19 protein-coding genes are annotated in these 21,240 nt (G+C 65.3%); 4 read left to right on the top strand and 15 right to left on the bottom strand.

Annotated features, from left to right (window positions below; genetic code table 11):
• The 5 genes from ACFWP0_RS25795 to ACFWP0_RS25775 form a co-directional block, all read right to left on the bottom strand.
• Positions 1-1,461: an MFS transporter gene (locus ACFWP0_RS25795; RefSeq protein WP_377847020.1), complete on the bottom strand. Its 1,461-nt coding sequence runs from the start codon at positions 1,459-1,461 to the stop codon at positions 1-3.
• 184 nt (positions 1,462-1,645) lie between these two features.
• Positions 1,646-2,533, bottom strand: a complete 888-nt coding sequence (locus ACFWP0_RS25790) for a MurR/RpiR family transcriptional regulator (RefSeq protein ID WP_377847018.1) — start codon at positions 2,531-2,533, stop codon at positions 1,646-1,648.
• Positions 2,534-2,674: 141 nt separating this feature from the next.
• Entirely contained in the window at positions 2,675-3,877 is a 1,203-nt protein-coding gene (locus ACFWP0_RS25785; RefSeq protein ID WP_377847017.1) for an aspartate transaminase, read from the bottom strand.
• 55 nt (positions 3,878-3,932) lie between these two features.
• On the bottom strand, positions 3,933-4,907 hold the full coding sequence (locus ACFWP0_RS25780) for a D-2-hydroxyacid dehydrogenase (protein WP_377847015.1): 975 nt from the start codon (positions 4,905-4,907) through the stop codon (positions 3,933-3,935).
• A gap of 11 nt (positions 4,908-4,918) precedes the next feature.
• Complete coding sequence (locus tag ACFWP0_RS25775) at positions 4,919-5,707, bottom strand: class II aldolase/adducin family protein (protein ID WP_377847013.1); 789 nt, start codon at positions 5,705-5,707, stop codon at positions 4,919-4,921.
• 153 nt (positions 5,708-5,860) lie between these two features.
• On the opposite strand from ACFWP0_RS25775, the gene ACFWP0_RS25770 reads away from it, so the two are divergent.
• On the top strand, positions 5,861-6,850 hold the full coding sequence (locus ACFWP0_RS25770) for a LysR family transcriptional regulator (RefSeq protein WP_377847011.1): 990 nt from the start codon (positions 5,861-5,863) through the stop codon (positions 6,848-6,850).
• A gap of 56 nt (positions 6,851-6,906) precedes the next feature.
• Here the strand turns inward: ACFWP0_RS25770 and ACFWP0_RS25765 are convergent, their stop codons facing one another.
• Positions 6,907-7,884: a Bug family tripartite tricarboxylate transporter substrate binding protein gene (locus ACFWP0_RS25765; protein WP_377847009.1), complete on the bottom strand. Its 978-nt coding sequence runs from the start codon at positions 7,882-7,884 to the stop codon at positions 6,907-6,909.
• Between the two features lie 136 nt (positions 7,885-8,020).
• Positions 8,021-8,761, bottom strand: coding sequence for an SDR family oxidoreductase (locus tag ACFWP0_RS25760; RefSeq protein ID WP_377847007.1), 741 nt, complete (start codon positions 8,759-8,761; stop codon positions 8,021-8,023).
• A 306-nt stretch (positions 8,762-9,067) separates the two neighbouring features.
• Between ACFWP0_RS25760 and ACFWP0_RS25755 the strand changes: the two genes are divergently transcribed.
• From ACFWP0_RS25755 to ACFWP0_RS25745, 3 genes are all read left to right on the top strand, one after another.
• Positions 9,068-10,084 carry an amino acid ABC transporter substrate-binding protein gene (locus ACFWP0_RS25755; protein ID WP_377847005.1) on the top strand — a complete coding sequence of 339 codons (1,017 nt, stop codon included), beginning with the start codon at positions 9,068-9,070 and terminating at the stop codon, positions 10,082-10,084.
• Between the two features lie 81 nt (positions 10,085-10,165).
• The gene (locus ACFWP0_RS25750) at positions 10,166-12,307 is read left to right on the top strand and encodes a UvrD-helicase domain-containing protein (protein ID WP_377847004.1); all 2,142 of its coding nucleotides are present in this window, start codon (positions 10,166-10,168) and stop codon (positions 12,305-12,307) included.
• Positions 12,308-12,436: 129 nt separating this feature from the next.
• Positions 12,437-13,429, top strand: coding sequence for a Bug family tripartite tricarboxylate transporter substrate binding protein (locus tag ACFWP0_RS25745; protein WP_377847002.1), 993 nt, complete (start codon positions 12,437-12,439; stop codon positions 13,427-13,429).
• A gap of 45 nt (positions 13,430-13,474) precedes the next feature.
• Here ACFWP0_RS25745 and ACFWP0_RS25740 read toward each other — a convergent pair whose 3' ends face one another.
• From ACFWP0_RS25740 to ACFWP0_RS25705, 8 genes are all read right to left on the bottom strand, one after another.
• The gene (locus tag ACFWP0_RS25740) at positions 13,475-14,452 is read right to left on the bottom strand and encodes a 2-hydroxyacid dehydrogenase (RefSeq protein WP_377847000.1); all 978 of its coding nucleotides are present in this window, start codon (positions 14,450-14,452) and stop codon (positions 13,475-13,477) included.
• A gap of 17 nt (positions 14,453-14,469) precedes the next feature.
• Positions 14,470-14,679, bottom strand: coding sequence for a hypothetical protein (locus ACFWP0_RS25735; protein ID WP_171663004.1), 210 nt, complete (start codon positions 14,677-14,679; stop codon positions 14,470-14,472).
• A 25-nt stretch (positions 14,680-14,704) separates the two neighbouring features.
• Positions 14,705-15,031: a 2Fe-2S iron-sulfur cluster-binding protein gene (locus ACFWP0_RS25730; protein WP_377846997.1), complete on the bottom strand. Its 327-nt coding sequence runs from the start codon at positions 15,029-15,031 to the stop codon at positions 14,705-14,707.
• 30 nt (positions 15,032-15,061) lie between these two features.
• Positions 15,062-16,246, bottom strand: a complete 1,185-nt coding sequence (locus tag ACFWP0_RS25725; RefSeq protein ID WP_377846995.1) for an FAD-dependent oxidoreductase — start codon at positions 16,244-16,246, stop codon at positions 15,062-15,064.
• Positions 16,247-16,251: 5 nt separating this feature from the next.
• On the bottom strand, positions 16,252-17,244 hold the full coding sequence (locus ACFWP0_RS25720) for a Bug family tripartite tricarboxylate transporter substrate binding protein (protein WP_377846993.1): 993 nt from the start codon (positions 17,242-17,244) through the stop codon (positions 16,252-16,254).
• A gap of 91 nt (positions 17,245-17,335) precedes the next feature.
• Positions 17,336-17,905, bottom strand: a complete 570-nt coding sequence (locus tag ACFWP0_RS25715; protein WP_377846991.1) for a 3-phenylpropionate/cinnamic acid dioxygenase subunit beta — start codon at positions 17,903-17,905, stop codon at positions 17,336-17,338.
• Complete coding sequence (locus ACFWP0_RS25710) at positions 17,902-19,263, bottom strand: aromatic ring-hydroxylating dioxygenase subunit alpha (protein WP_377846990.1); 1,362 nt, start codon at positions 19,261-19,263, stop codon at positions 17,902-17,904. The genes ACFWP0_RS25715 and ACFWP0_RS25710 overlap by 4 nt, the downstream gene beginning before the upstream one ends.
• A gap of 36 nt (positions 19,264-19,299) precedes the next feature.
• A complete protein-coding gene (locus ACFWP0_RS25705; protein WP_234103189.1) occupies positions 19,300-20,037 on the bottom strand; it encodes a FadR/GntR family transcriptional regulator in 738 nt (245 codons plus the stop codon).
• Positions 20,038-21,240: the final 1,203 nt, after the last annotated feature.

Below are 21,240 nucleotides of genomic sequence, written 5' to 3'. Positions count from 1 at the left end.
TCAGGGATTGCGGACCGACTCCAGGGCCGCTCCGGGCATGGCAGCGGCGTCGGGGTCTTCGCCCTTCTCTTCTTCGATCGATTTGCCGAAGGTTTCCGGCGCGAACTGTACCGCGACCGCGAAGATGGCATACATGATCGCAATCATTGCAAACATGCCCGCCGCGCCGTGCAGATCGAACATCCTGGCGGCCGCCAGCTGCGAGAGCGCGCCGCCGACGGTGCCCAGCGCCAGCAGGAACGAGACGCCCATCCCCCGCATGCGGGTCGGGTAGAGTTCCGGCGCGTAGATCCAGATGGATGTGTTCAGCGTGAGCACGCTGAACTGGAACAGGGCGCCAAAGACCAGCACCAGGGTGGTGCTGGTGGACAGGTAGCCAAAGGCGAGTCCGGCCATGCACGCGGCGATGGCGCCGAGGGTGAGCACGCGCTTGCGCGGGAAGTTGTAGCCCATCACGGATGCGGCGATCGCGCCGAGCAGGCTGCCGCTCTGCATCACGATGGTGAAAGCGAAACTCTTGGTGATCGAGTAGCCCTGCGACACCAGGATCGTCGGCATCAGCGTCAGCACCGACAATTGCGCGCCAAAGGTCATCCACGAGGCGATGCCGACGGCGATGGTGCGGCGCCTGTAGACGCCGCTGAAGATGTCGGCGATGGAGGTCTTGCGGGCGCCTTCGGCGGCTTTGCCCGGCGCGGCGGTGATGTACTGGCGGACCGGAAATCGTCCATTCGCCAGTTGCCCGGCAGCCAGCATCGAGAGCACCTTGTTGGCCTCGTCCACCTTGCCCTGCGAGAGCAGGTAGCGTGGCGTCTCGGGGATGAATCGCCGGTAGAACACGATGAAGACCGCCGGCAGCACCAGGCAGGCAAACAGCCAGCGCCAGGCGTTTTCTCCGGGGAAGATCGCGAACACGGTCAGGGCAAAAGCCGGCGCCAGCATGTTGCCCAGGCCGCCGCCGCCCACGTTGATCAGGCCCACGGCCGTGCCGCGAAACCGCGTTGAACAGAATTCCGCCAGCATGGTGACCGCGGTGGTGATCTCGCCGCCCAGGCCGAGACCAACGATGAAGCGCCCGATGGTCAGCACCGTATAGTTCGGCGCCGTTGCGCAAATAATGGCGCCGAACGTGAACAGGGCCAGGTTCACGTTGAGCATGTAGCGCCGGCCCTTGCGGTCGGCGAAGAAGCCCGATCCGATCCGGCCGAGCGCCGCGGCGATGAAGGTGACGGTGTTGAGAAAGCCGATGTCGGTCGCGTTCAGGCCCCAGTGCTTGATGAGCAGCGGGCCGACCAATCCGACCGCGTTCTGCTCGAACACGTCGAACAGCACGCCACAGACCACCAGGAAGATGATGGACTTGTGCGAACGGGTGATCCCCATGCCGTCCAGGGCCGATTCCAACTGGCGCATTTGCTCGGTTTTGGGTGCGGACGACGAAACGATTGCGTCTCCAGCCATGGCAATTTCTCCCTCGGGTGAGGCGGACAGTCGTAGCGGAATCGCCGCGCATCGGCGACCTGAGCGGGCGTTTTTGCACTGAAATCAATTTTTCGTGATGAGAAGATAGTGAAAAATTCTTTTCATCAGAATAGGGAAAAACCCTCCGCCCGGCGCGCCGCTCAGGCGCGCCTTGTCCGGCGCCTCAGGGTTTGGGCACGCCCGCCACGCGCGCGGCGTGCAGTTCGGCCATCGATTCGTGCTCGGCCTCGACCTTGGAAAGCCGGCTTCTTCCCGCCCTGCCCGCCTGTTCCATGACGCGGGTCGCAAGCAGGTCGCACAGCAGCATGAGCGCCACGTGGTTGTCCAGCGGGCCCGGCGCGGCCGAGTGGCATCGCAGGATCCATTGCGCGTTCACGGCGGTCCTGGACAGCTGGTCCGTGATGTAGACCACCCGGGCGCCCGCGGCGGTCGCCCGGCTTGCAAACTGGGCGGCGACAGCCGGGCTGCGCCGCAGCGCGAAGACGACCAGCACGACGCCGCGGTTCATGTCCACGGCGTACTCGCCCAGCGTTTCGCCCGGCCCGGGAATGACCTGCGTGCGCGGCAGCAGCTGCGCAAGCTGCCAGCGCAGATAGGCCGCGAAGCTGCGGTTGTTGCGATAGCCCATGAACCAGGCGCCGTCGGCGCCGGCGATGGCTTCGGCGATCTCGCTGATCGTGGTCTCTGATATCTGGCTGAAGGTGGCGGCGATATTCTGCTGCGCGAGCCGGATGTGCGCCTCGATGGAGCCCGAGGCCGCGCCCGGCCCCGAAGGCTTGGAAAACAGCGGAGAGCCCTCTTCCCGCGCCTCGCGGGCGAGGCGCCGCGCCGCTTCGTAGCTGTCGTACCCGAGCCTGCGGATGAACCGCGTCACGGTCGAATTGGAAACCTGGACCAGTTCGGCCAGTTCGGACGCGGTGTAGCTCGCCAGGTCTCCGGGAAAGTCCAGCAGGAATTCGCCAAGCCGCCGCTCGCTGGGCGGCAAGGCATCCAGCATCTGGCGGATCTGAGCCAGGAAGGGAGAGGGAGACGCGGGCACAGGATGGGGCATGACTAGGGCCTGTTCACACTAAAAGGAGCCTCGCACAGGCCCTCGCGGTGACTGGGCCATTCACCGGCGCTTCATTGACCGGGCCAGTTGAAGCCTGAAGTTTTCATGCCGCGCATTTTACCCTGCGCCCCCTCCCGCGCTTCAGGCCAGTTTCTCGCAGGCCCGTTTGATCCGCGCGCATCCCTCCTCCAGCAGGTCCATCGACGTCGCATAGGAAATCCGGAAGAACGGCGACACGCCGTAAGCCGCCCCTTGCAGCACGGCCAGGTTCTCCTCGTCCAGCAGGTACAGGATGAAGTCTTCGTCCGATTTCAAGACCTGCCCGGACGGCGTCTTCTTTCCCAGTATGCCCTCGCACGACGGAAACACGTAGAACGCGCCCTCCGGAACATGGCAGGAGATGCCCTCGATCCGGTTCAGGCTGGCCACGACCACATCCCGGCGTTCCTGGAAGATCCGAGTGCGCTCGGCCATGAAGTCCTGCGGCCCCGACAGCGCCTCTTGCGCCGCGGCCTGGCTGATGGACGACGGGTTCGAGGTGCTTTGCGACTGGAGCTTGGTCATGGCCTTGATCAGCGCGGCGGGCGCCGCGCCATACCCGATGCGCCAGCCCGTCATCGCGTAGGCCTTGGAGACGCCGTTGATGGTGAGCGTGCGCGCCTTGAGCTCCGGCTCCACTTGCGCCATCGTGGCAAATTGCCGGCCGTCGTACAGGATGTGCTCGTAGATGTCGTCCGTCATCAGCCACACGTGCGGATGGCGCAGCAGCACCTCGGCCAGCGCCTTGAGCTCTTCCCGCGAGTAGGTCGCGCCGCTGGGGTTGTTGGGGCCGTTCAGGATCAGCCAGCGGGTGCGCGGCGTGATGGCCCTTTCCAGATCGGCGGGTTGCAGCTTGAATCCCTGCCCCGGCGGGCAGGCGACAAAGACGGGGGTGCCGCCGGCCAAGAGGACGATGTCGGGATAGGACACCCAGTACGGCGTGGGCACGATGACCTCGTCGCCTTCCTCGACCGTGGCAAGCAGCGCATTGAAGATGATCTGCTTGCCGCCGTTGCCCACGATGATCTCGCCGGCGGCGTAGTCCAGGCCATTGTCGCGGCGGAACTTCTCGCGGATGGCGGCCTTCAGTTCGGGGGTGCCGCCCACGTCCGTGTACTTGGTGCGCGATTGCGCCATCGCGCGCACGACCGCCTGCGTCACGTTCTCCGGCGTATCGAAATCCGGTTCGCCGGCCGTCAAGGCCACGATGTCGCGTCCGGTGGCGCGCAGTTCGCGCGCGCGCTGGCCGGCCATGGAACTGGGAGAGGGTTTGATGCGCTGAATGCGCGCGGCGATCTGGGGCATGGGAAGTCCTTAAGGGATGAGTTCGGTTGCGGACGCTACGGGGCGGGCGGCGGATCTATTGCCGCCAGTCGCGCAGGTAGTCCAGGAATATGCGGTCCACGCGGGCCTCGTTGCCGTCCGAATGGCCGGCCGAATGCGGGGTGGCGATGACGTTTTCCAGGTCCCATAGCGGGGACTGGCTGGCCAGCGGTTCATGTTCGAAGACATCCAGGTAGGCGCCGGCCAGCGCGTTCGCGCGCAGGGCGTCGATCAGGTCGGATTCGACGACAACCTCTCCACGCGCCACGTTGACGAGCCGGGCGTGCGGCGCCATGCGCGCCAGCAGGCGGGCGTCCACCAGCCCGCGCGTGCGGTCGCTGAGCGGGCACGCCAGCACCAGCCAGTCTGCGCGCCCGGCGATGTCGGCCAGGTCTTCAAAGGCAAAGGTCTCCACGCCGTCCGAGGCCGGCGCGGCGGCGCTGCGCACCGCGATCACGGTCAGGCCCAGCATCTGAAGATAGCCCGCGAGCTGGCGGCCGATGGGGCCCCATCCCACCACCACGGCGGTCTGGCCGGCCAGGTCGCGCGGCAGCAGCCCGCCGATCAGCGGCGTCCACGCCCGCTTGCGCTGGGCATCGAACATCCGGGGAAACTCCCGCGCCAGCGCCAGTACGCCTGCCAGCGCGGTTTGCGCCACCACCTGCCCGTTGGCTCCTGACGAGGTCGTCACGCGGATGCCCCGCTCCTTGAGTTCGGCGAAGATGGGCCGGTCGGCGCCGGCCGAATGGGCGTGCACCCAGGCGAGCCGGGGCGACTTGCGCAGCGAGACATAAAAGGACTCCAGCGACTCAAGCACCCGGTGCTTGGTCGACAGGCCGGTCACGTCGCGCGAGATGAACGCCAGGTCGACGTCCGCGGGTTCATTGCCATGCGATTGCGCCGCGATGACGGGCTCGTACGCGCGCCCGCCCAGCGCTTCGGCAAGCTGGCCGCCGATCCGGCCCAGGGTCTGCTCCGACATCAGGATGCGCAGGGGTTGTTGTGTCGTCATGATGGTTGCGCCTAGGTGCGGAAAGAGGGATCCATGCGGTCAAGCTTGCGCAGCAGCGCCGGCCATTCCATCACGCCATACGGACGCCGCGTGCCGGGCTGGTAGTTTTTCCAGGTCTCTTCAAGCACGGGTTCCGCGACCCGCGCAAACGGCGAGTTGGCCGCCATGGCCGCAAGCTGGGCGCGGCAGGCCAGCTCCAGCCGGTGCATCCAGTTGAAGGCCTCGCCGACGCTGTTGCCCACCGTCAGCGCGCCGTGGTTGCGCAGGATGAGGGCTTCGCCGCCGCCCAGGTCGGCCACCAGCGATTCCTGCTCCGCCAGGTCCAGCACAACGCCCTGGTAGTCGTGGTAGCCGATCTTCAGAAAGCGCATGGCCGTCTGGGTGAGGGGCAGCAGGCCGCATTCCAGCGAGGAAACCGCCATCGAGGCCCAGCTGTGCGTGTGTATCACGCAGGCCACCTCCGGACGCGCGGCGTGCACCGCGCTGTGGATAACATAGCCCGCCTTGTTGACGCCGTAGCCCAGGCCGCCGAAATCGGGCTGGGACAGGATCGCCCCGACATGGTCCACCTTGATCAGGCTGGACGCGGTGATCTCCTCATACATCATGCCGTAGGCGTTGATCAGGAACGCGCCGTCTTCGCCCGGCACGCGCGCCGAAATGTGATTGGCCATCATGTCCGACATGCCATACAGATTCACCAGCCGATAGCAGGCGGCAAGATCCACGCGCGCCTGCCATTCCTCGGCGGAACACCGATCCCGCATCGGCTCGATTTGTAATACGCCTGCACTGCTCATTTGCTGAACTCCCTCTGGCATCGAATAGCAACGGTCGACGGCGCGTGCGCCACGCCGGCTTGCGAGAAATTCTAGAGCGGGGCTTTCTTCACTACAAATGGTTGATATTTGTTTATTATTCGTTTTTGCCAATATATCCAGCGCACGCCGACTATGAAGCGAAATATCTCCCTGCGGCATTTCCGCAGTTTCGTGGCGGTGGCCAACACGGGCTCGTTCACGGTCGCAGCCTCGCAGCTGTTCCTGACCCAGTCCTCGCTGACCGCCACGATCCAGCAGTTCGAGGAAGCGGTGGGCGTCAAGCTCTTTGACCGCAGCACGCGCCGCGTGGTGATGACCCAGGAAGCGGCGCGCTTCAAGCCCGAGGCCGAGCGCATCCTCAGCCAGTTCGATGGCGCGGTGAGCGACCTGGAAGCGCTGTCCCAAGGGCGGCAGGGGCACGTCAGGATCGCGGTCGTGGCGTCCGTCACCAACTACTTCCTGGGAGACGCCATTGCCGCGTTTCGCCAGGCCTACCCCAAGATCACGTTCTCGCTCCATGACGCCGGCTCCGAGCAGGTCGAGAAAATGATCGCCAACGGCGATATCGATTTTGCGATATCCACCTCGCATCATGGCTTCGACGACCTGGTCTACACCCCGCTGTTCGAAGACCGCTACGGCGTGATCTGCGCCGCCTCGTATCCCTACGCGCAAGGGTCGCGCCCGTTGAAATGGGCCGACCTGGACCCGGCCGAGTACGTTGGGTTCACCGAAGACACCGGCATCGGCGCATTCCTGCGCGCGCATGCGGGCAAGCCTGGCTTCTTCGAGCAGCAGCACGACGAAGTCTCCAGGACCTCGTCGCTTCATGCCGTGCTGCGCAGCGGTGGACGCTATTGCATCCTGCCATCTTTGGCGGCCAGCTCCATCGTGCCGCCGCGGACGGCCGGCGACGCGGAGCCCGCCGCCTTTGTCTTCCGCGAACTCAGCTCGCCCAAACTGTCGCGCGAGGTCTGCCTGATCACGCGCCGCCTGCGGTCCCTGTCCGCCAGTTCCGAGCTGTTCCTGCAATACATGCGGGAGATCATCAGCGACAAGCCGGTGCCGCCCGGCGTGCGGGTGCTGGGCCGAAAGGACAGGAAGCCGCGCCAGGCGACCTAGAAAAAAACGCCGCGGGCTTCAGGGCTCGCGGCGCTTTCTTGTTGCCAGGGCATTGCCTACTGCGTGGCGATCTTCGCGTCCCGCACCAGCTTGCCCCATTTGGCCCGCTCGGCCTCGATATGCGCGGTGAAGTCCTGCGGCGTTCCGCCGGTTGCCTGCGCGCCCAGCTCGGTGAGCTTCTTGCGTACGCCCTCATCGGCAAGAATGGCGTTCAGTTCCCGGTTGAGCTTGTCCACGACCGGCTGGGGCGTTCCCGCCGGCGCCACCACGCCCGTCCACGACAGCGACTCATAGCCTTTGAGCCCGGCGTCGCCCAGCGGCGGCACCCCGGGCAAGACGGACAGCGGCGTGGCGCTTGTGACCGCCAGCGCCTTCACCTTGCCGGATTGCGCCAGCGGCACCGCCGACGGCGCGTTGTCGAAGATCATATTGATCTGGCCGCCCACCAGGTCCACCAGCGCCTGTCCGCTGCCCTTGTACGGCACGTGCATCAGGTCGACGCCCGCCATGTTCTTGAACAGCTCGCCGGATAGATGGGTGGAGCTTCCCGAACCCGAGGACGCGAAGGAGTACTTGCCGGGATTGGCCTGGGCCAGCTTGATCAGGTCCGCCACGCTGGAAACGGGCAGATCCTTGTTGACGATGAGCACGTTGCTGATGGACGCGGTGTAGATGACCGGCAGCAGATCGCGGTTGGCCTTGTAGCCCGGATTGGCGTAGAGAAACTCGTTGATGGACAGGATGCCCGTGGTGCCAAAGAGCAGCGTCTGGCCATCGGGCGCGGCCTTGGCCACCACCGCGGCGCCGATGTTGCCGCCGGCGCCCGAGCGGTTCTCCACGACGACGGGCTGCTTGAGGGCGACCGCCAGGCGCTCGGCCAGCAGCCGCCCGATCACGTCCGTCGATCCGCCGGGCGCGAAAGGCACGACCAGCGTTACCGGCCCTTTGGGATAGGCCGCGTTCTCGGCGTTAGCCGACGCGGCCAGGCCGCATAGCGCGGCCGCCGCCGCGCCGAGCAGTTTCCAGGTTTTCATTTTTTTCCCCTTGATGTGAGTTGCTGACTAACGCAACCCTGCCGATCATAGGGAGAGGCCCTCCTCATAACAAATGAGAAATTCCGGCCAATTATTCGTTTTTAAAAATATATGAAGCGGCCTGCGCGGGGCAAGCTCAGTACGGGCTGGCGGTGGGGCGGACGATGATTTCGCTGACGTCCACGTCGCCCGGCTGCTCAATGGCATAAGCGATGGCGCGCGCAATGGCGTCGGGCTGGATCGCGATGCGCCTGAACACGTTCATCTCTTCCCGCGCCGAGGGATCGGAAATCGTATCGGCCAGCTCCGACTCCACCACGCCCGGCGAGATGATGGTGACGCGGATACGGTTTGATTCCAGGCGCAGCCCGTCGGAGATCGCGCGCACCGCATACTTGGTGGCGCAGTACACCGCCGCCGTGGGCGAAACCGCGTGGCCGCCGATGGAAGACACGTTGATGATCTGCCCCTTGCCGCGCGCCTCCATGCCCGGCAGGACCGCGGCGATCCCATGCAGCACGCCCCGGATATTGACGTCTATCATGCGGTCCCATTCGTCCACCTTGGTCGCATTCAGGGGCGAGAGCGGCATGATGCCCGCGTTGTTGATGATGACATCGGCCGGCCCATAGCTTGCTTCGGCGAACGCGGCGAATTCCTGCATGGCTTCCAGGCGGGTCACGTCCAGCGCGCAATACGCCGCCTGGAACCCCAGGGACTGCAGCTCCTCCGAGAGCGACCGCAGGCGCTCTACCCGCCTCGCGCCCAATACCAGGCGATGGCCCTGGGCCGCGAGCAGGCGCGCCGTCGCTTCGCCTATGCCGCTGCTCGCGCCGGTCAGCAGCACGACCTTGGATTGCTGTGTGGATGGTGTCATTCGTTTCTCCCTGAATGCGCCCGCCTGGCGCTGCGCCGAACGATGCGATGGCGATGTCCAAATGCTAGTCAGCCGCAAAGGCGGCGCACAGACCCATTCCTCTACGATGATTGCCTGTTTGTATTTCCGGCCGGTCGATGAAGCGCGCAGGCCGGGCTGGCGGCCGTCCGCCTGGCGCGGATCAAATTCCGTTCGCCGGATTTAACGGGAATTCCCTGATTCTCCCCTCCTGGCCTGCTGGCTACCATTCCGCGCACCTCAGCCTTCGGCTGATCGATAAAATGCGCCGGATCGCGCGGAGACACCATGAAAGCACTCAAATTGGTTGCGGCAGGCAGCGCCTTGTTCATCTCGTCCTGGACCGCCCACGCTGGCGTGACTTTCGAGGCGGTCAAGAACAAGGGCTTTGTCCAATGCGGCGTATCCACGGGCGTCGCCGGCTTTTCGGTCAACGACAGCAAGGGCGGCTGGATCGGCCTGGACGTCGACCTGTGCCGGGCCCTGGCCATCGCCATGTTTGGCGACGCCTCCAAATCCAAGATCATGGCGGTCAGCGCGGTGCAGCGCTTTACCGCGCTGCAATCGGGCGAAGTGGACGTGCTGCCGCGCAACACCACCCTGTCGCTGACGCGCGACACGACCCTGGGCCTGATCGGCGTGGGCGTGAACTACTACGACAGCCAGGGCATCATGGTGAACAAGTCCCTGGGCGTGAAAAGCGCCAAGGAACTGGATGGCGCCACGGTCTGCGTGCAGCCGGGCACCACCACCGAACTGAACCTGGCGGACTGGTTCCGTTCGCAGAACATCGTGTTCAAGCCCGTGGTCGTTGAACGGCTGGACGAGATCATCCGCGCGTTCGCCGTGGGCCGTTGCGACGCGTTCACCGGCGACAAGTCGCAGCTCGCCGCGGCGCGCAGCAATCTGGAAAATCCGGACAAGTACGACATTCTTCCCGAGAACTTCTCCAAGGAACCGCTGGGCCCGATGGTGCGCCAGGGCGACGAGCAGTGGTTCAACCTGGTCCGCTGGACGATGTCCGTCATGCTCGAAGCCGAGGAATACGGGGTCACGTCGAAGAACGTCGACGAGATGCTCAAGAGCACCAATCCCAACGTGCAGCGCTTGCTGGGCGTGACGCCCGGCATGGGGAAGAACCTGGGGCTTGATGACAAGTGGGCCTACAACATCATCAAGAACATCGGGAACTACGGCGAGAGCTTCGAGAAGAACCTGGGCCCCAGCAGCCCGCTGAAGCTCACGCGAGGCCTGAATGCCTCCTACCGCGACGGCGGCCTGATGTACGGGTGGCCGGTGAGGTAAGCCCCGGCGGGCGGCGCAATCCCCTACACTGGGGCTGCCGCTGGACCCAGCGGCCTTCTCCGCCCGCCCGCTTACCCCCCGATGACCACTTCTTCCCCTTCCGCCCAGTTCTTCCCCGCAGGATTTGTCCCCACCGAAGAACAGAGAAACATCCAGACCTCGCGGAGCCGGAGCAGCCTGGTCATCGCCAATGCGGGGGCCGCAAAAACCACCACCCTGGCTCTGCGCATCGGAGAGGCGCTGACCCGGGGCCTGGCGCCCGAAGACATACTCGCCCTGACCTTCACCGATGAAGCCCGGCAGGTCCTGCAGGCGCGCCTGGTGGACGTGGGCATCGCCTACAACACCGCCCGGCGCGTCAACGTGCAGACCGTTGAAGAATTCGCGCAGCGCGTCCTGTCCAGGATCGAGGACGGCAAGCCGGCGGCCTTGCCTTCCACGCGCGAACAGCAGGGCTATGCCTTGTCCGCGCTGGAAAACGTGGCGCTCAACAACCCGCAGTACGCAGACCTGCTCGATATCCGCACCCACAACACGGCCGTCAGCCAGTTCCTGGACAGCTTGCTGAAGCTGAAGGCGACGATGGCGCTTTCCCGCGACGGCGAGGCCGATCCCGAGTACGCCGCGCAGAGCGCGGGCATTCCGTTGACGGACTACCTCTGGGCCGTCGAATACGAAAAGCAGCGCGTCGACGTGTTCGGCTATGTCGACGCCCGTGGATTCTTCGACGCCACCTATGACCTTGCGTGCATGCTGCGCGCGGCGCCCGACACGCGCCACCACCTGCCGCTCTACAAGCTGGTGGTCTGCGACGAACTGCATGACACCAACGAGGCGTCGTTCTGCATCATCGAGGCCCTGCTGGGCATCGGCATTACCTACTTCGTCGGCGTGGGGGACAAGGATCAGGTCATCTATACCCACCTGGGCGCCGATGAATCGTTCCTGCAGCATCGCATCGCCGCCAGCTTTCCCGATTGCGTCAGGTTTCCGCTGACGATGACCTACCGTCATGGCCCCCATCTGGCCTACGCCATGGAAGCCTTCAAGCGCAAGTCCGTCGATTCCAACCTGCCCGTGCGCACGGAGATCCACGAACCGACGTATGCGAACACCCCGGGCGCTTGCGGTTCCGAGGTCGTCAAAGCCGTTCTTCAATGGAAGCAGGACCGCAAGCCGCTGGACCACTGCTGTGTCCTGCTGCGCGACGCCCATCAGTCCATAGAAATCGAAAACGCGCTGATGAACGCGGGCGTGCAGTACCGTACGCTGACGATGAAGAGCTACCTGCTGCGCGAAGAGATCCTGTTCCTGCGCGGCATGATCGCGATCGCGCTGGACGATTTCCACCATGTCGCCTCCCCCGACACGCGTGAAGCGATCGTGGAGGCGCTGGCCACGTTTGCGGAGGTGCCCTTCACGCCGCAGGAGCTGCGCGAGGCCAAGGCCACGCTCTCGAAGGAACCGTCGGCGCTGAAGCACTTTTTCGACGGCCAGATCCAGCGCGTGGGCAGTGTCGCCGCGCGCACGCGCATCGCGGACGCCGTGTCGCACCTGCGCGGCCTGTCCGCCGACACGCCCGCCCATGGCGCCTTGGAGAAAGTCTGCGACATCATGGATATGGATAAATTGGCCAGGCGCCTGTATGTCCATCCCTACGAAGCATCTGTCGTCGCCAAGTCCGTGACGGGGTTCATCACGACCGCGCGCAATTCCGGCAAGACCCTGCGCCAGTTTTCCGAATGGATAGGCGCCGCGGAAGCCTTTGCCAGTGGGCGCCCCGGCAAGAACGCGGTATTGATGGACTGCATCGGCCACGTCAAGGGCAAGGAATTCGACCACGTCATCCTGCCCTTCATGGACGCCGGCGAATTTCCCAACCCGCTTCGTCAACTTGAAGAAGAAAGAAACCTCTTCTACGTCGCCGCCACCCGCACGAAAACCCGGCTGACCTTGATTGCCTCGGAGGAGCCCGCGCTGCGCAGCGAGTTCATCGCGCAATTGCAGCTGGGCGGCATTCAGAAGCGGGCGGACACCTCCCTGCGCCGCAATCAGGCCATGCCGGCCAAGGCCCTGGGCCATCGCGACCTCAAGGTCGCCTACGCGAACAGGGATGTCGTGAAGGCGCTGGGGGCCCAATGGGACAAGACCCGGAAGGTCTGGTACGTGCCGGGCAACCTGGACCCGGAGCCCTTCAGGAATTGGTGGGCGGATCTTTCCTAGGGTTAGCCGCAATTTGCGTGTCTGCGTCTGCCTCGTACCGTACGAGAAATATGTTTATCGTACAAAGTCCGAGGCACATCGATTGGAGCAGCACGTGAAGCAGTAGGTCTAACCCAAGGGGAAGTCGTCATGAAACGTCGCAGTGCGTTGAAGCTGATGGGAGCCGCCGCCGGCCTGAGCCTGACAGGCAGAAGCTGGGCGCAGAACGGGCCCTACCCGTCCCGAGTCATCAAGATCATCGTCTCGTCCACACCCGGAAGCGCCACCGATCTTGCGGGGAGGCTGGTCGGTGACCTGCTCTACGCCAAATACGGCCAGAGCGTGGTGATCGAAAACCGCGCCGGCGCCGGCGGCGTCATCGGCATGCAGGCCGCCGCCGCCTCCAAGCCCGACGGCTACACCCTGACCACCGGGGGCCTCGGCCACAACGTCCTGCCGCCTGCAACGCTGCGCGGACTGCCCATCGACATCCCCACCGCGCTGCTGCCCATCGCCCAGGTGGCGGAATTCGTCAATGCGCTGGTGGTGCGGGTGGATCACCCCGCCAACACGGTGCCCGAACTGATCGAGCACCTGCGCGCCAGCAAGCGCAAGCCGCTGTACGGCAGCAACGGCGTCGGCAGCTCGTCGCAAATGACGGCCGAGCTCTTCGCCATGCGCACCGGCCTGAAGTTCGACCACGTGCCCTACAAGGGCGCGGCCGACGCCCTGGTCGGCACGGCCAACGGCGACCTGGACGTCTGTTTCATGAACCTGCCGCCCACGCTGCCCATGGTGGAAGGCAAGCGCCTGAAGGCGCTGGCGGTGACCAGCGCCTATCGGGCCAGGCAACTGCCCCAGGTGCCGACCATGCAGGAACAGGGCATGAAGGACTTCGACGTGACCAGTTGGCTGGGCATGTACGCACCCGCCCAGGTCGATCCCGCCATCATCGCGCAGCTGTCGGACACTATCGTCCGCGGACTGGCGACGCCCGAGTTTCAGGCCCGCATCATCGGCGCCGGATTCGAGCCCAAGCTGCGCAACGCCGCTGAATTCCAGGCCTTCTCGGCCGCGGAGTTCAAGCGCTGGAGCGAGGTGGCCAAGCTAGCCGGAATCGTCGTGGACTACGGCGGCAAGTAAACGGCAAGGGCCGCCCGCGATGGGCGGCCCTCCCAAGACTGCGCGTCAGGCGCGCGCCTGCCAGACCTCCGGGTTGACCATGGCCTGCGGCTTCTCGTTGCCCAGCGCGTCCATCAGGTTGGCGACGGCCAGGTCGATCATGGCGCGCCGCGTCTCGTGCGTGGCGCTGCCGACGTGGGCCTGCAGCACCACGTTGGGCAGTTCGCACAGCGGGCTGGCGGGCGGCAGCGGCTCCTGCTCCATCACGTCCAGTCCGGCGCCGGCAATCGTACCGGCGCGCAGCGCCTCGACCAGCGCGGCTTCGTCGATGACAGGCCCGCGCGCGGTGTTGATCAGATAGGCGGTGGGCTTCATCAGGCCCAGTTCGCGCTTGCCGATGGAATGGCGCGTTTCGGCGGACAGCGGGATATGCACGCTGAGCACGTCCGAAACCTTGAACAATTCATCCCGCTCGACGTAGGTGGCCAGGCCTTCGGCCTGCGGGTCCTGGCGGCGGTTGTGATAGACCACCTTCATGTCGAAGGCCTGCGCCGCTCGCGCCACCACCCGGCCGATGCGGCCCATGCCCAGCAGCCCCAGCGTCTTGCCGCGGATGTCGCGCGTCAAGGGAAACGCGCCCTTGGTCCAGGCGCCGCTGCGCACGAACGCGTCGCCCGCCACCAGATTGCGGGACAAGCACAGCATCAGGCCGATGGTCACGTCCGCCACCGCCCCGTCCAGCACGCCGGGCGTATTGCAGATCAGCACCTTGCGCCGCGTGGCGGCGGGCAGGTCGACGTTGTCGAAGCCCACCGCGAAGTTGGAGCTGACCTTCAGCGCCGGCAATGCGTCCAGCAGGGCCTCATCGACCTTGGTGCGCATGGTGCAGACCATGCCTGCGATCTGCGCGCGCAGCTCCGCCGGCACGCTTTCGGCCGGATTCTGCCCGGTGGGCACGTCGACGATCTCGCAACGCTCGGCGAGGCGCTCGCGCAAATCCGCAGGCAGCGGCGCGGATACGATGACTTTGGGCTTTTGATTCATTTACGGCTCCAGAAGGTTCAAGGTTCGATTGCTTCGACATCGGTGGCAAACACCTGTTGCTCACCGGCGTCGACCAGCGCGGGTTCGGCCGGATGGTCCAGGTAGCGGACGATCAGCCAGAACCCGTCCTGCGGGTTCTCTACGATCTCGGCAAGCGCCCCGCCGGCCATGCGCACGCGCACGCCGGCCTGCAGATCGACGAGGTTGATGGATTTGTTGTCGGCCATGGCGGTTTGCTCCTTTGCGCCGCGGCTAGAGTTCAAGCTGCGCGGACGGCACGCGCACGCGGATGCCGTCCAGCTCCGGCGTCATGATCACCTGACAGGACAGGCGGCTGGTGGCGCAGCGCTCCGGCACCACTTCAAGCAGGGCTTCCTCCGCCATGCCCGGCGGCTCCAGCCGGGCATGCCAGGCGGCGTCCACCTGCACATGGCAGGTGCCGCAGATGGCGCCGCCGCCGCATTCGGCGACGATGCCGTCCAGGCCGTCGCGCCGGGCCGCCTCCATCAGCGACCAGTCGTCGGGAACGTCCAGCACCTGTTCGGCGCCGTCGGGCAACTCAAATATGGCAAAGGGCATGATGCCTCCCCTGGGTTTTGTTCACACGGCTCATGAGGCGGATTCCGGCGTGCCGATGCGCGGCACGCCCTTGATGAATTCCACGGGGCTGTCGACCGCTTCGATCGCGGCCAGCCGGCCCTGCTGGTAGCGCTCCACCAGCCATCCCTTGGCGGTGGGCAGCAACACGTCGCGGCAAGGCTCGGCCGGATTGACCAGGCCCGCCATCTGCAACCGCCGGCCCTGCTGCTCGGACCAGAACGTGGGCGGACGCGGCGCGGGCGGACGCTTGCCGGCAATGGCCGCCGCCGCCGCGCGCGCCTGCGCCAGCGCGTTCTGCACGCTTTCTATGCGCGCATGGCGCTGCAGCTCGCCCCGAAAGGCGCTGGCGCAGTCGCCGATGGCGTAGACATCCGGCGCCGAGGTCCGGCAGCACTCGTCCACCACCACCCCGTCCAGGCAGATCAGGCCGGCCGCTTCGGCCAGCGCGGTCTCGGCGATGGCGCCTATCGAGACCAGCACCAGATCCGCGTCCAGCGCATCGCCATCGGCCAAGTGGGCGCGCCAGCCCGTCGCGGTGCGCTCCCAGCGCGCCACCGCCGCGCCGTGGCGGATCTGGATGCCGGCCTCGCGGTGCATGTCGCCGATGCGCGTGGCGGTGGGCTCGGACACCTTGCCGGCCATCACGTTGCCGCCCTGCTCCAGCACCAGCACCTCGGCGCCCAGCTTGCGCGCCGAACAAGCGGCCTCCAGGCCCAGATACCCGGCGCCGACGACCAGCAGCCGGATGCCCGGGCGCAGCGCTTCGCGCAGCCGGTGCGCGTCGTCCAGGCCGCGCACCGAATAGACCTGCTCGCCCGCCACGTCCGCGATGCCGCGGGCGCTGGCCCCGGTGGCCAGCACGCAATGCTCATAGCTCACCACCCGGCCGGAACGGGTGCGCAAGGTATGCGCGGCCGCATCGATGCCGACCACCGGATCGCCCGCCACCACCACCACGCGCGATTTCTCGTAGGCGCTGTCGGCCCGCAACGCGATGCGCTCGGCGCAGGTTCCCCCGGTCAGCAGCGCCTTGGACAGCGGCGGCCGCTCGTAGGGCGCATGCGCCTCCGCGCCGAACAGCGCCACATCGCCGTCCACGCCCGCCGCGCGCAGGGCCCAGGCGCACTCCACCCCCGCATGCCCCGCGCCGACGATGGCCGTGTGCACCCGCTGCAAACGGGAAGAAGATTCCATAACGGTCATGCTCCGAATTTCAGGGAAATATTGGCGCGGCTGGCGACCTGCTTCCAGCGCGCCAGCTCCGCCCGGTTCAACTCCGCAAACGCCGCAGCCCCGGACGGCCGGGGCTCGAAGCCCGCCGCGCTGAGCGTCTCCACCGACTGCGGCTGCGCCATGCCTTCCTGCAAGGCCGCGCTCAGCTTCTGCACCAGCTCCGGCGGCAGCCCGGCGGGGCCATACAGCCCCAGCCAGCTCGTCACATCGAAATCCGCCACGCCCTGCTCGGCCATGGTCGGCACATCCGGCAGCTGCTTGCTGCGATAGCTGCTGGTCACGGCAATCGCCCGGATCGAGCCCTTGCGGACCAGCCCCATCACCGGCGGCAGGTTGCTGAAGCTGAAATCCAGGTTGCCGTTGACCACGTCCACCAGCATCTCGCCGCTGCCCTTGTACGGCACATGCAGCAGATTGGCGCCCGTGCGCTGCGCGAAGAACGCGGTGGTCAGGTGCACCGACGTGCCGATGCCGTTGGAGCCGTAATTCAAACCGTCCTTGCTGCGGGCGCGCGCCGCCGCAATCAGGTCGTCCACGCTGCGTATCGGCGAATCGGCCCGCACGATCAGCACATTGATGAACTCGGCCATCTGCCCGATCGGCGTGAAAGCGCGCGACATGTCCAGCGGCAGCCCCGTGACGGTGGCCATCGGCAGCACCATGCCGCCCAGGCCATTGAGCAGCAGCGTGTAGCCGTCCGCCGGAGACGTGGCCACCTGCTGGCTGCCTATCATGCCGTTGGCGCCGGGGCGGTTCTCCACCACCACGGGCTGGCCGAACTTGCGGCCCAGTATCTCCCCCGCCAGCCGCCCCGCCACGTCGGTCACGCCGCCCGGCGGATAGGGCACGATGAGGCGCAGCGGCTTGGTCGGAAATGCCCCGTCGGCGGCCCGCGACAACCCAGCCGTCGCCATCGCGACACCGCCGGCGATGGCTTTCAATACAGTGCGTCTATGCATGCTGCGACTCCAGGTATGGACGAGCCTCGCCCTGTCGGCGGACTGGCCCCGAGTGGAAAGAAAACCATCGAATTGCGAAGGATCGAGAGCGCTAGAAGAAGATCGTGAGCGCCTTGGAAAGCAGGACGTTCTGGTCCAGGTGTATCTCCCGCGACAGAATCGTCCAGCGTCCGTCGCGGCGGCGCAGCACATCCTCGCGCTTGCCCACGAACAGGTTGACCTCGGTCTGCAGTCGGTTCTGGTAGATCAGAAAGCGCGAACGCACCCGCACCCGCTCGCCGCCGCCCTCGTCCGGCGCCACGTCCAGCACCCGGATGTTGGTCACCAGGCGAGACACCCGCGAGGCCGGTTCCTCGGCCCAGTGGATGCCGGTCTTGATCTGCGCCACCCGCTGGCGCAGCGTATCGATGCCCTCGTCGAACCAGGCGGCGTCCTGCTTGCCGGAATACTCCTGCGCCAGGGCGTCCCGGCGCACATTGCGCGTGAGCGGCATGCGATAGGCGATGTCCTCGTCCAGCAGGCCCAGCCAGGTCTCGAACTCGCGATGGTCCAGCAGATCGGCCTCGTAGTGCAGAAAGCGCTGCGCCTGCCACCAGACCTGCATGTCGTCCACGCTGCAATCCTGCGCCGCGGGCGGCGCGTTCTCGATGGTCGCGTTCATGCCGCTTGCTCCTCGACGCGCACCGCGCCCGCCATCAGCTGGTCCCACGACAGGCCGTTCATGAACTGCGCCCAGCGCCGGTAATAGATGCGCGCGTTCTCTTCCGTGTACTCGCCGTTGACGGCACAGCCCGGGATCTCGGGCACCGGCTGCGCGTGGCCCACGCCCATCTGGTAATTGAAATAGAGCTCGCGCGAGATCGCGCCCATGCTGGCGTCCGTGGCGCCTGTCCAGTTCTCCATGTCGTCGGATTCCGTCATGCCGCCCGGCCCCGAATAGCGCAGGAAGTAATGGCGCATCGCCTCCTTCACGACCTCAGGCGCGTCCTTGTCCACCAGGTACATGCGCCACATCTCCATCTCGGTCGCGCTGACCGGATGAAACACCGCCAGCGTGCGCGGCTGGCGCCCATGAAACGACATATTCGGGAAGATCGTGCCCACGCTGGTCTGCACCCGCATGGCCGAACCCAGCGTGCGCTCGCGCTGCTCGTGGATCTGCCGGAAATAGGCCTCCACCTCCGGATAGCGCGCATATTGAGGCGCGTAAGGCCCCTCTTCATAGAACGGCAGCCGGCCCAGCAGCCCATGCCCCAGTTCCGGAAAACAGATCGCCGACCGCGTAGCGGAAGGATCGCGCCGCCCCTTGCCGCCGCCCGGCCCGATGCCCACGATGTCCACCGAGCGGTGGCTGATGTCGTGGTACAGGTCCCCAATGAAATTCTCGGGCGCGAACTTCCAGTTGCACTTCACGCGCCACTTCTGCACCCCGCCGATCACCTCGGAGCCGCCCGCGCTGCCATCGCGATGGTCCAGCGCCGCATCCAGGTACAGGCGCATATTGCCCAGGTAATCCAGAAACGGCGGCGCATCGGGGTCCCAGGTCGCCCAGATGGCGCCCTTGTAGTTCACCACCTGCGCCACCGTCTTCAGGCCCCACTGCTTCTTGTCCAGCTCGCCCTTGTAGTGCGTCGCATGGCCGGGCACCCCGACCAGCTCGCCGGGCTTCTCCACCAGCTTGCCGTCGGTGGAAAAGCTCCAGCCGTGATACGGACAGGTGAAGGTCCGGTTGTTGCCGTGGTCATAGCGGCACAGCTTCATGCCGCGGTGCGCACAGCTGTTGAGCATGACCTGGATCTGTCCCTGCCGGTCGCGCGTCAGGATCACGGACTCCGTGCCCATCTTCGACACGAAGTAGTCGTCCGGCTTGGGCACCAGGCTCTCATGCCCCACAAATAGCCAGGCCCGCGAGAACACCTGCCGCAGCTCCTTCTGAAAGATCTCGTCGTCCACGAAGATAGACCGGCTGACCAGCCCCTCGTCGGCGCGCACCAACTCATCGATCGTCTTATGACCCATCACCACTTCCCCTTGGAGGATGCCCTGAATGGGCGCCTACGGTCTTTCCGCCGTGGCCGCCGCTGTACGCAGACGTGCTTCCGTGTTGTCGACGTGCGTGCGCGCATGCTGCCGCGCAAGCTCCACGTCGCCTTTCTCGATGGCGGCAAACAAGGCCTCGTGCTCCTTCTGCGCCTGGGCGCCGCGGCCCGCGATCTTGGCCGACCGTGAACGCGACACGCGCAGGTTCTTCTTGAGCAGCACCGCCAGGAAATCGAAGAAATTCAGATAGTGTTCGTTGCGCGTGGCGCGCGCCACGCAACGGTGGAACTCCATGTCGGCATCCACGCCCACCGCCACATCGCCGGACGCGATCGCGTCGGCCATTTTGCGCAAGGCCAACCGCATGGCGGCAAGGTCTTCCTCGCTGCGGCGCTCGGCCGCCAGCGGCGCGGCCTCGATCTCGAAGCCGCGGCGCAGTTCCACGATACGCAGCACCTGATCGGCATCGCCGATATCGGCCGCCTGCATGCGCAGCACCGAAGGCCGCGCCGTCTGCATGACGGTCAGCCCACGGCCCTGCTTGCTCTGCACGATGCCATCGCCCTTCAGGCGGGAAACCGCTTCGCGCAGCACCGTGCGCGAAACGCCAAGCCGGGTCGCGATGGTCTGCTCCGGAGGGAGGACCTCGCCGACTTGATAGTCGCCGCTGGTGATCTCATCCAGCAGCATCTCCGTGACCCGGTCCGTCAGATTGGGTTCTGACTGGAACGGGGCGACAGAGTCTTTTTTCAACAGTACTCGGGAAGCTGAAGTAGGCATAAGGAGGATCGTCCGAAAACGTGCATCTCATTGCCAGCCCGCGTTGCCTCGGCTGTGTGCTTGCCCCGGGGAGGGGTAAGTTGAAAATACGATAATCGTATAAGGATATGGGGACTACTAGGGAAAGCGCGGATGTCGCGGGAATGGTATCGGCGCTGCTTGGTGAGACCGAAATCCGCGCAAGGTGGGGCACAAGTCGTGCCGCCTAGCCATTCGGCGACTTGAGGAAGTCAAGTCGCTGGTTTCGGCTATGTGCGGATCGTGGGGGAAGATTTAATTCGATACAACCCAGTGACACAAGCCGCGCACGGATAGCCTCAAACAACGAAGCGCCACTCATCTGATCAGAGCTAAAAGTCGTACACCCGATGTGGCCAATCCCATCCTCCGCCGAGCTTCCGCAATGGGCTCCATTCGCCCGAATACCTGCCCTTGGCTGGTCATCGATATTGCGAACTATCTTCGTCGACATGCGGAACCGCTCCATTTTCAGTGCATGCTCTCCGGTAGCTCCGAACGAACGATCAAGCCCCGTAAGGCACACCGCACAGCCCGTCGTACAGGACGACAGGCCCAAAGACAGACTTGCCGTGTAGCCCAGTCCGCCCGACGTTCGTCACGCTGCGCCTACAAGTTGATGGGCCGCACTGTTCCGATCATTCTGAAAGAAATTCGGGCGTAACGTTCCTCCAGTCTGAAACCCATCTCAGGCATCGGCGCAAATAATTAGGCTGACAAAAAGAGGGCCGCAAGTCTAGTCACCATAGCTATAGCGGCACCCGAGGTCTGGAGCGTCGGCCTTCGCCTACTTTGGCCTGTGAGCGTGAGTCGCGCCCCTGCTGCCGTCTGCTGGCTCTGCTGCAGCACTAACGCCGTTCCATAGTGATAGCCGGAAACACGATAGGCAAATGGCCGCTGCCAAACCGTGTTTTTCATCCAGACCTTTGCACACTCTCGACGGGCGGACTTAGGCAAGAGAGGAGAGTCAGTGAAGTGCATCGAACGCTGCGGCATGCCCTGCGATACATTAGCCCTGAAATTCAGGTCCAGCGTCATCCGCTCCTACTAGACCTATGGAATGCGGAAGATGAGCCCGAATGCGGTAGCGTGAAGCCTGAATTTGTCGCATCGAAGGAATGCAATCAAAGGCTCGCAGACCTACTGATAAGCTGAATA

This window comes from Achromobacter sp. NPDC058515 (assembly GCF_042721735.1).
Lineage (GTDB): Bacteria > Pseudomonadota > Gammaproteobacteria > Burkholderiales > Burkholderiaceae_B > Achromobacter.
Note: the sequence above shows the minus strand (reverse complement) of the source record. Positions and strands in the feature narration are given on the sequence as shown.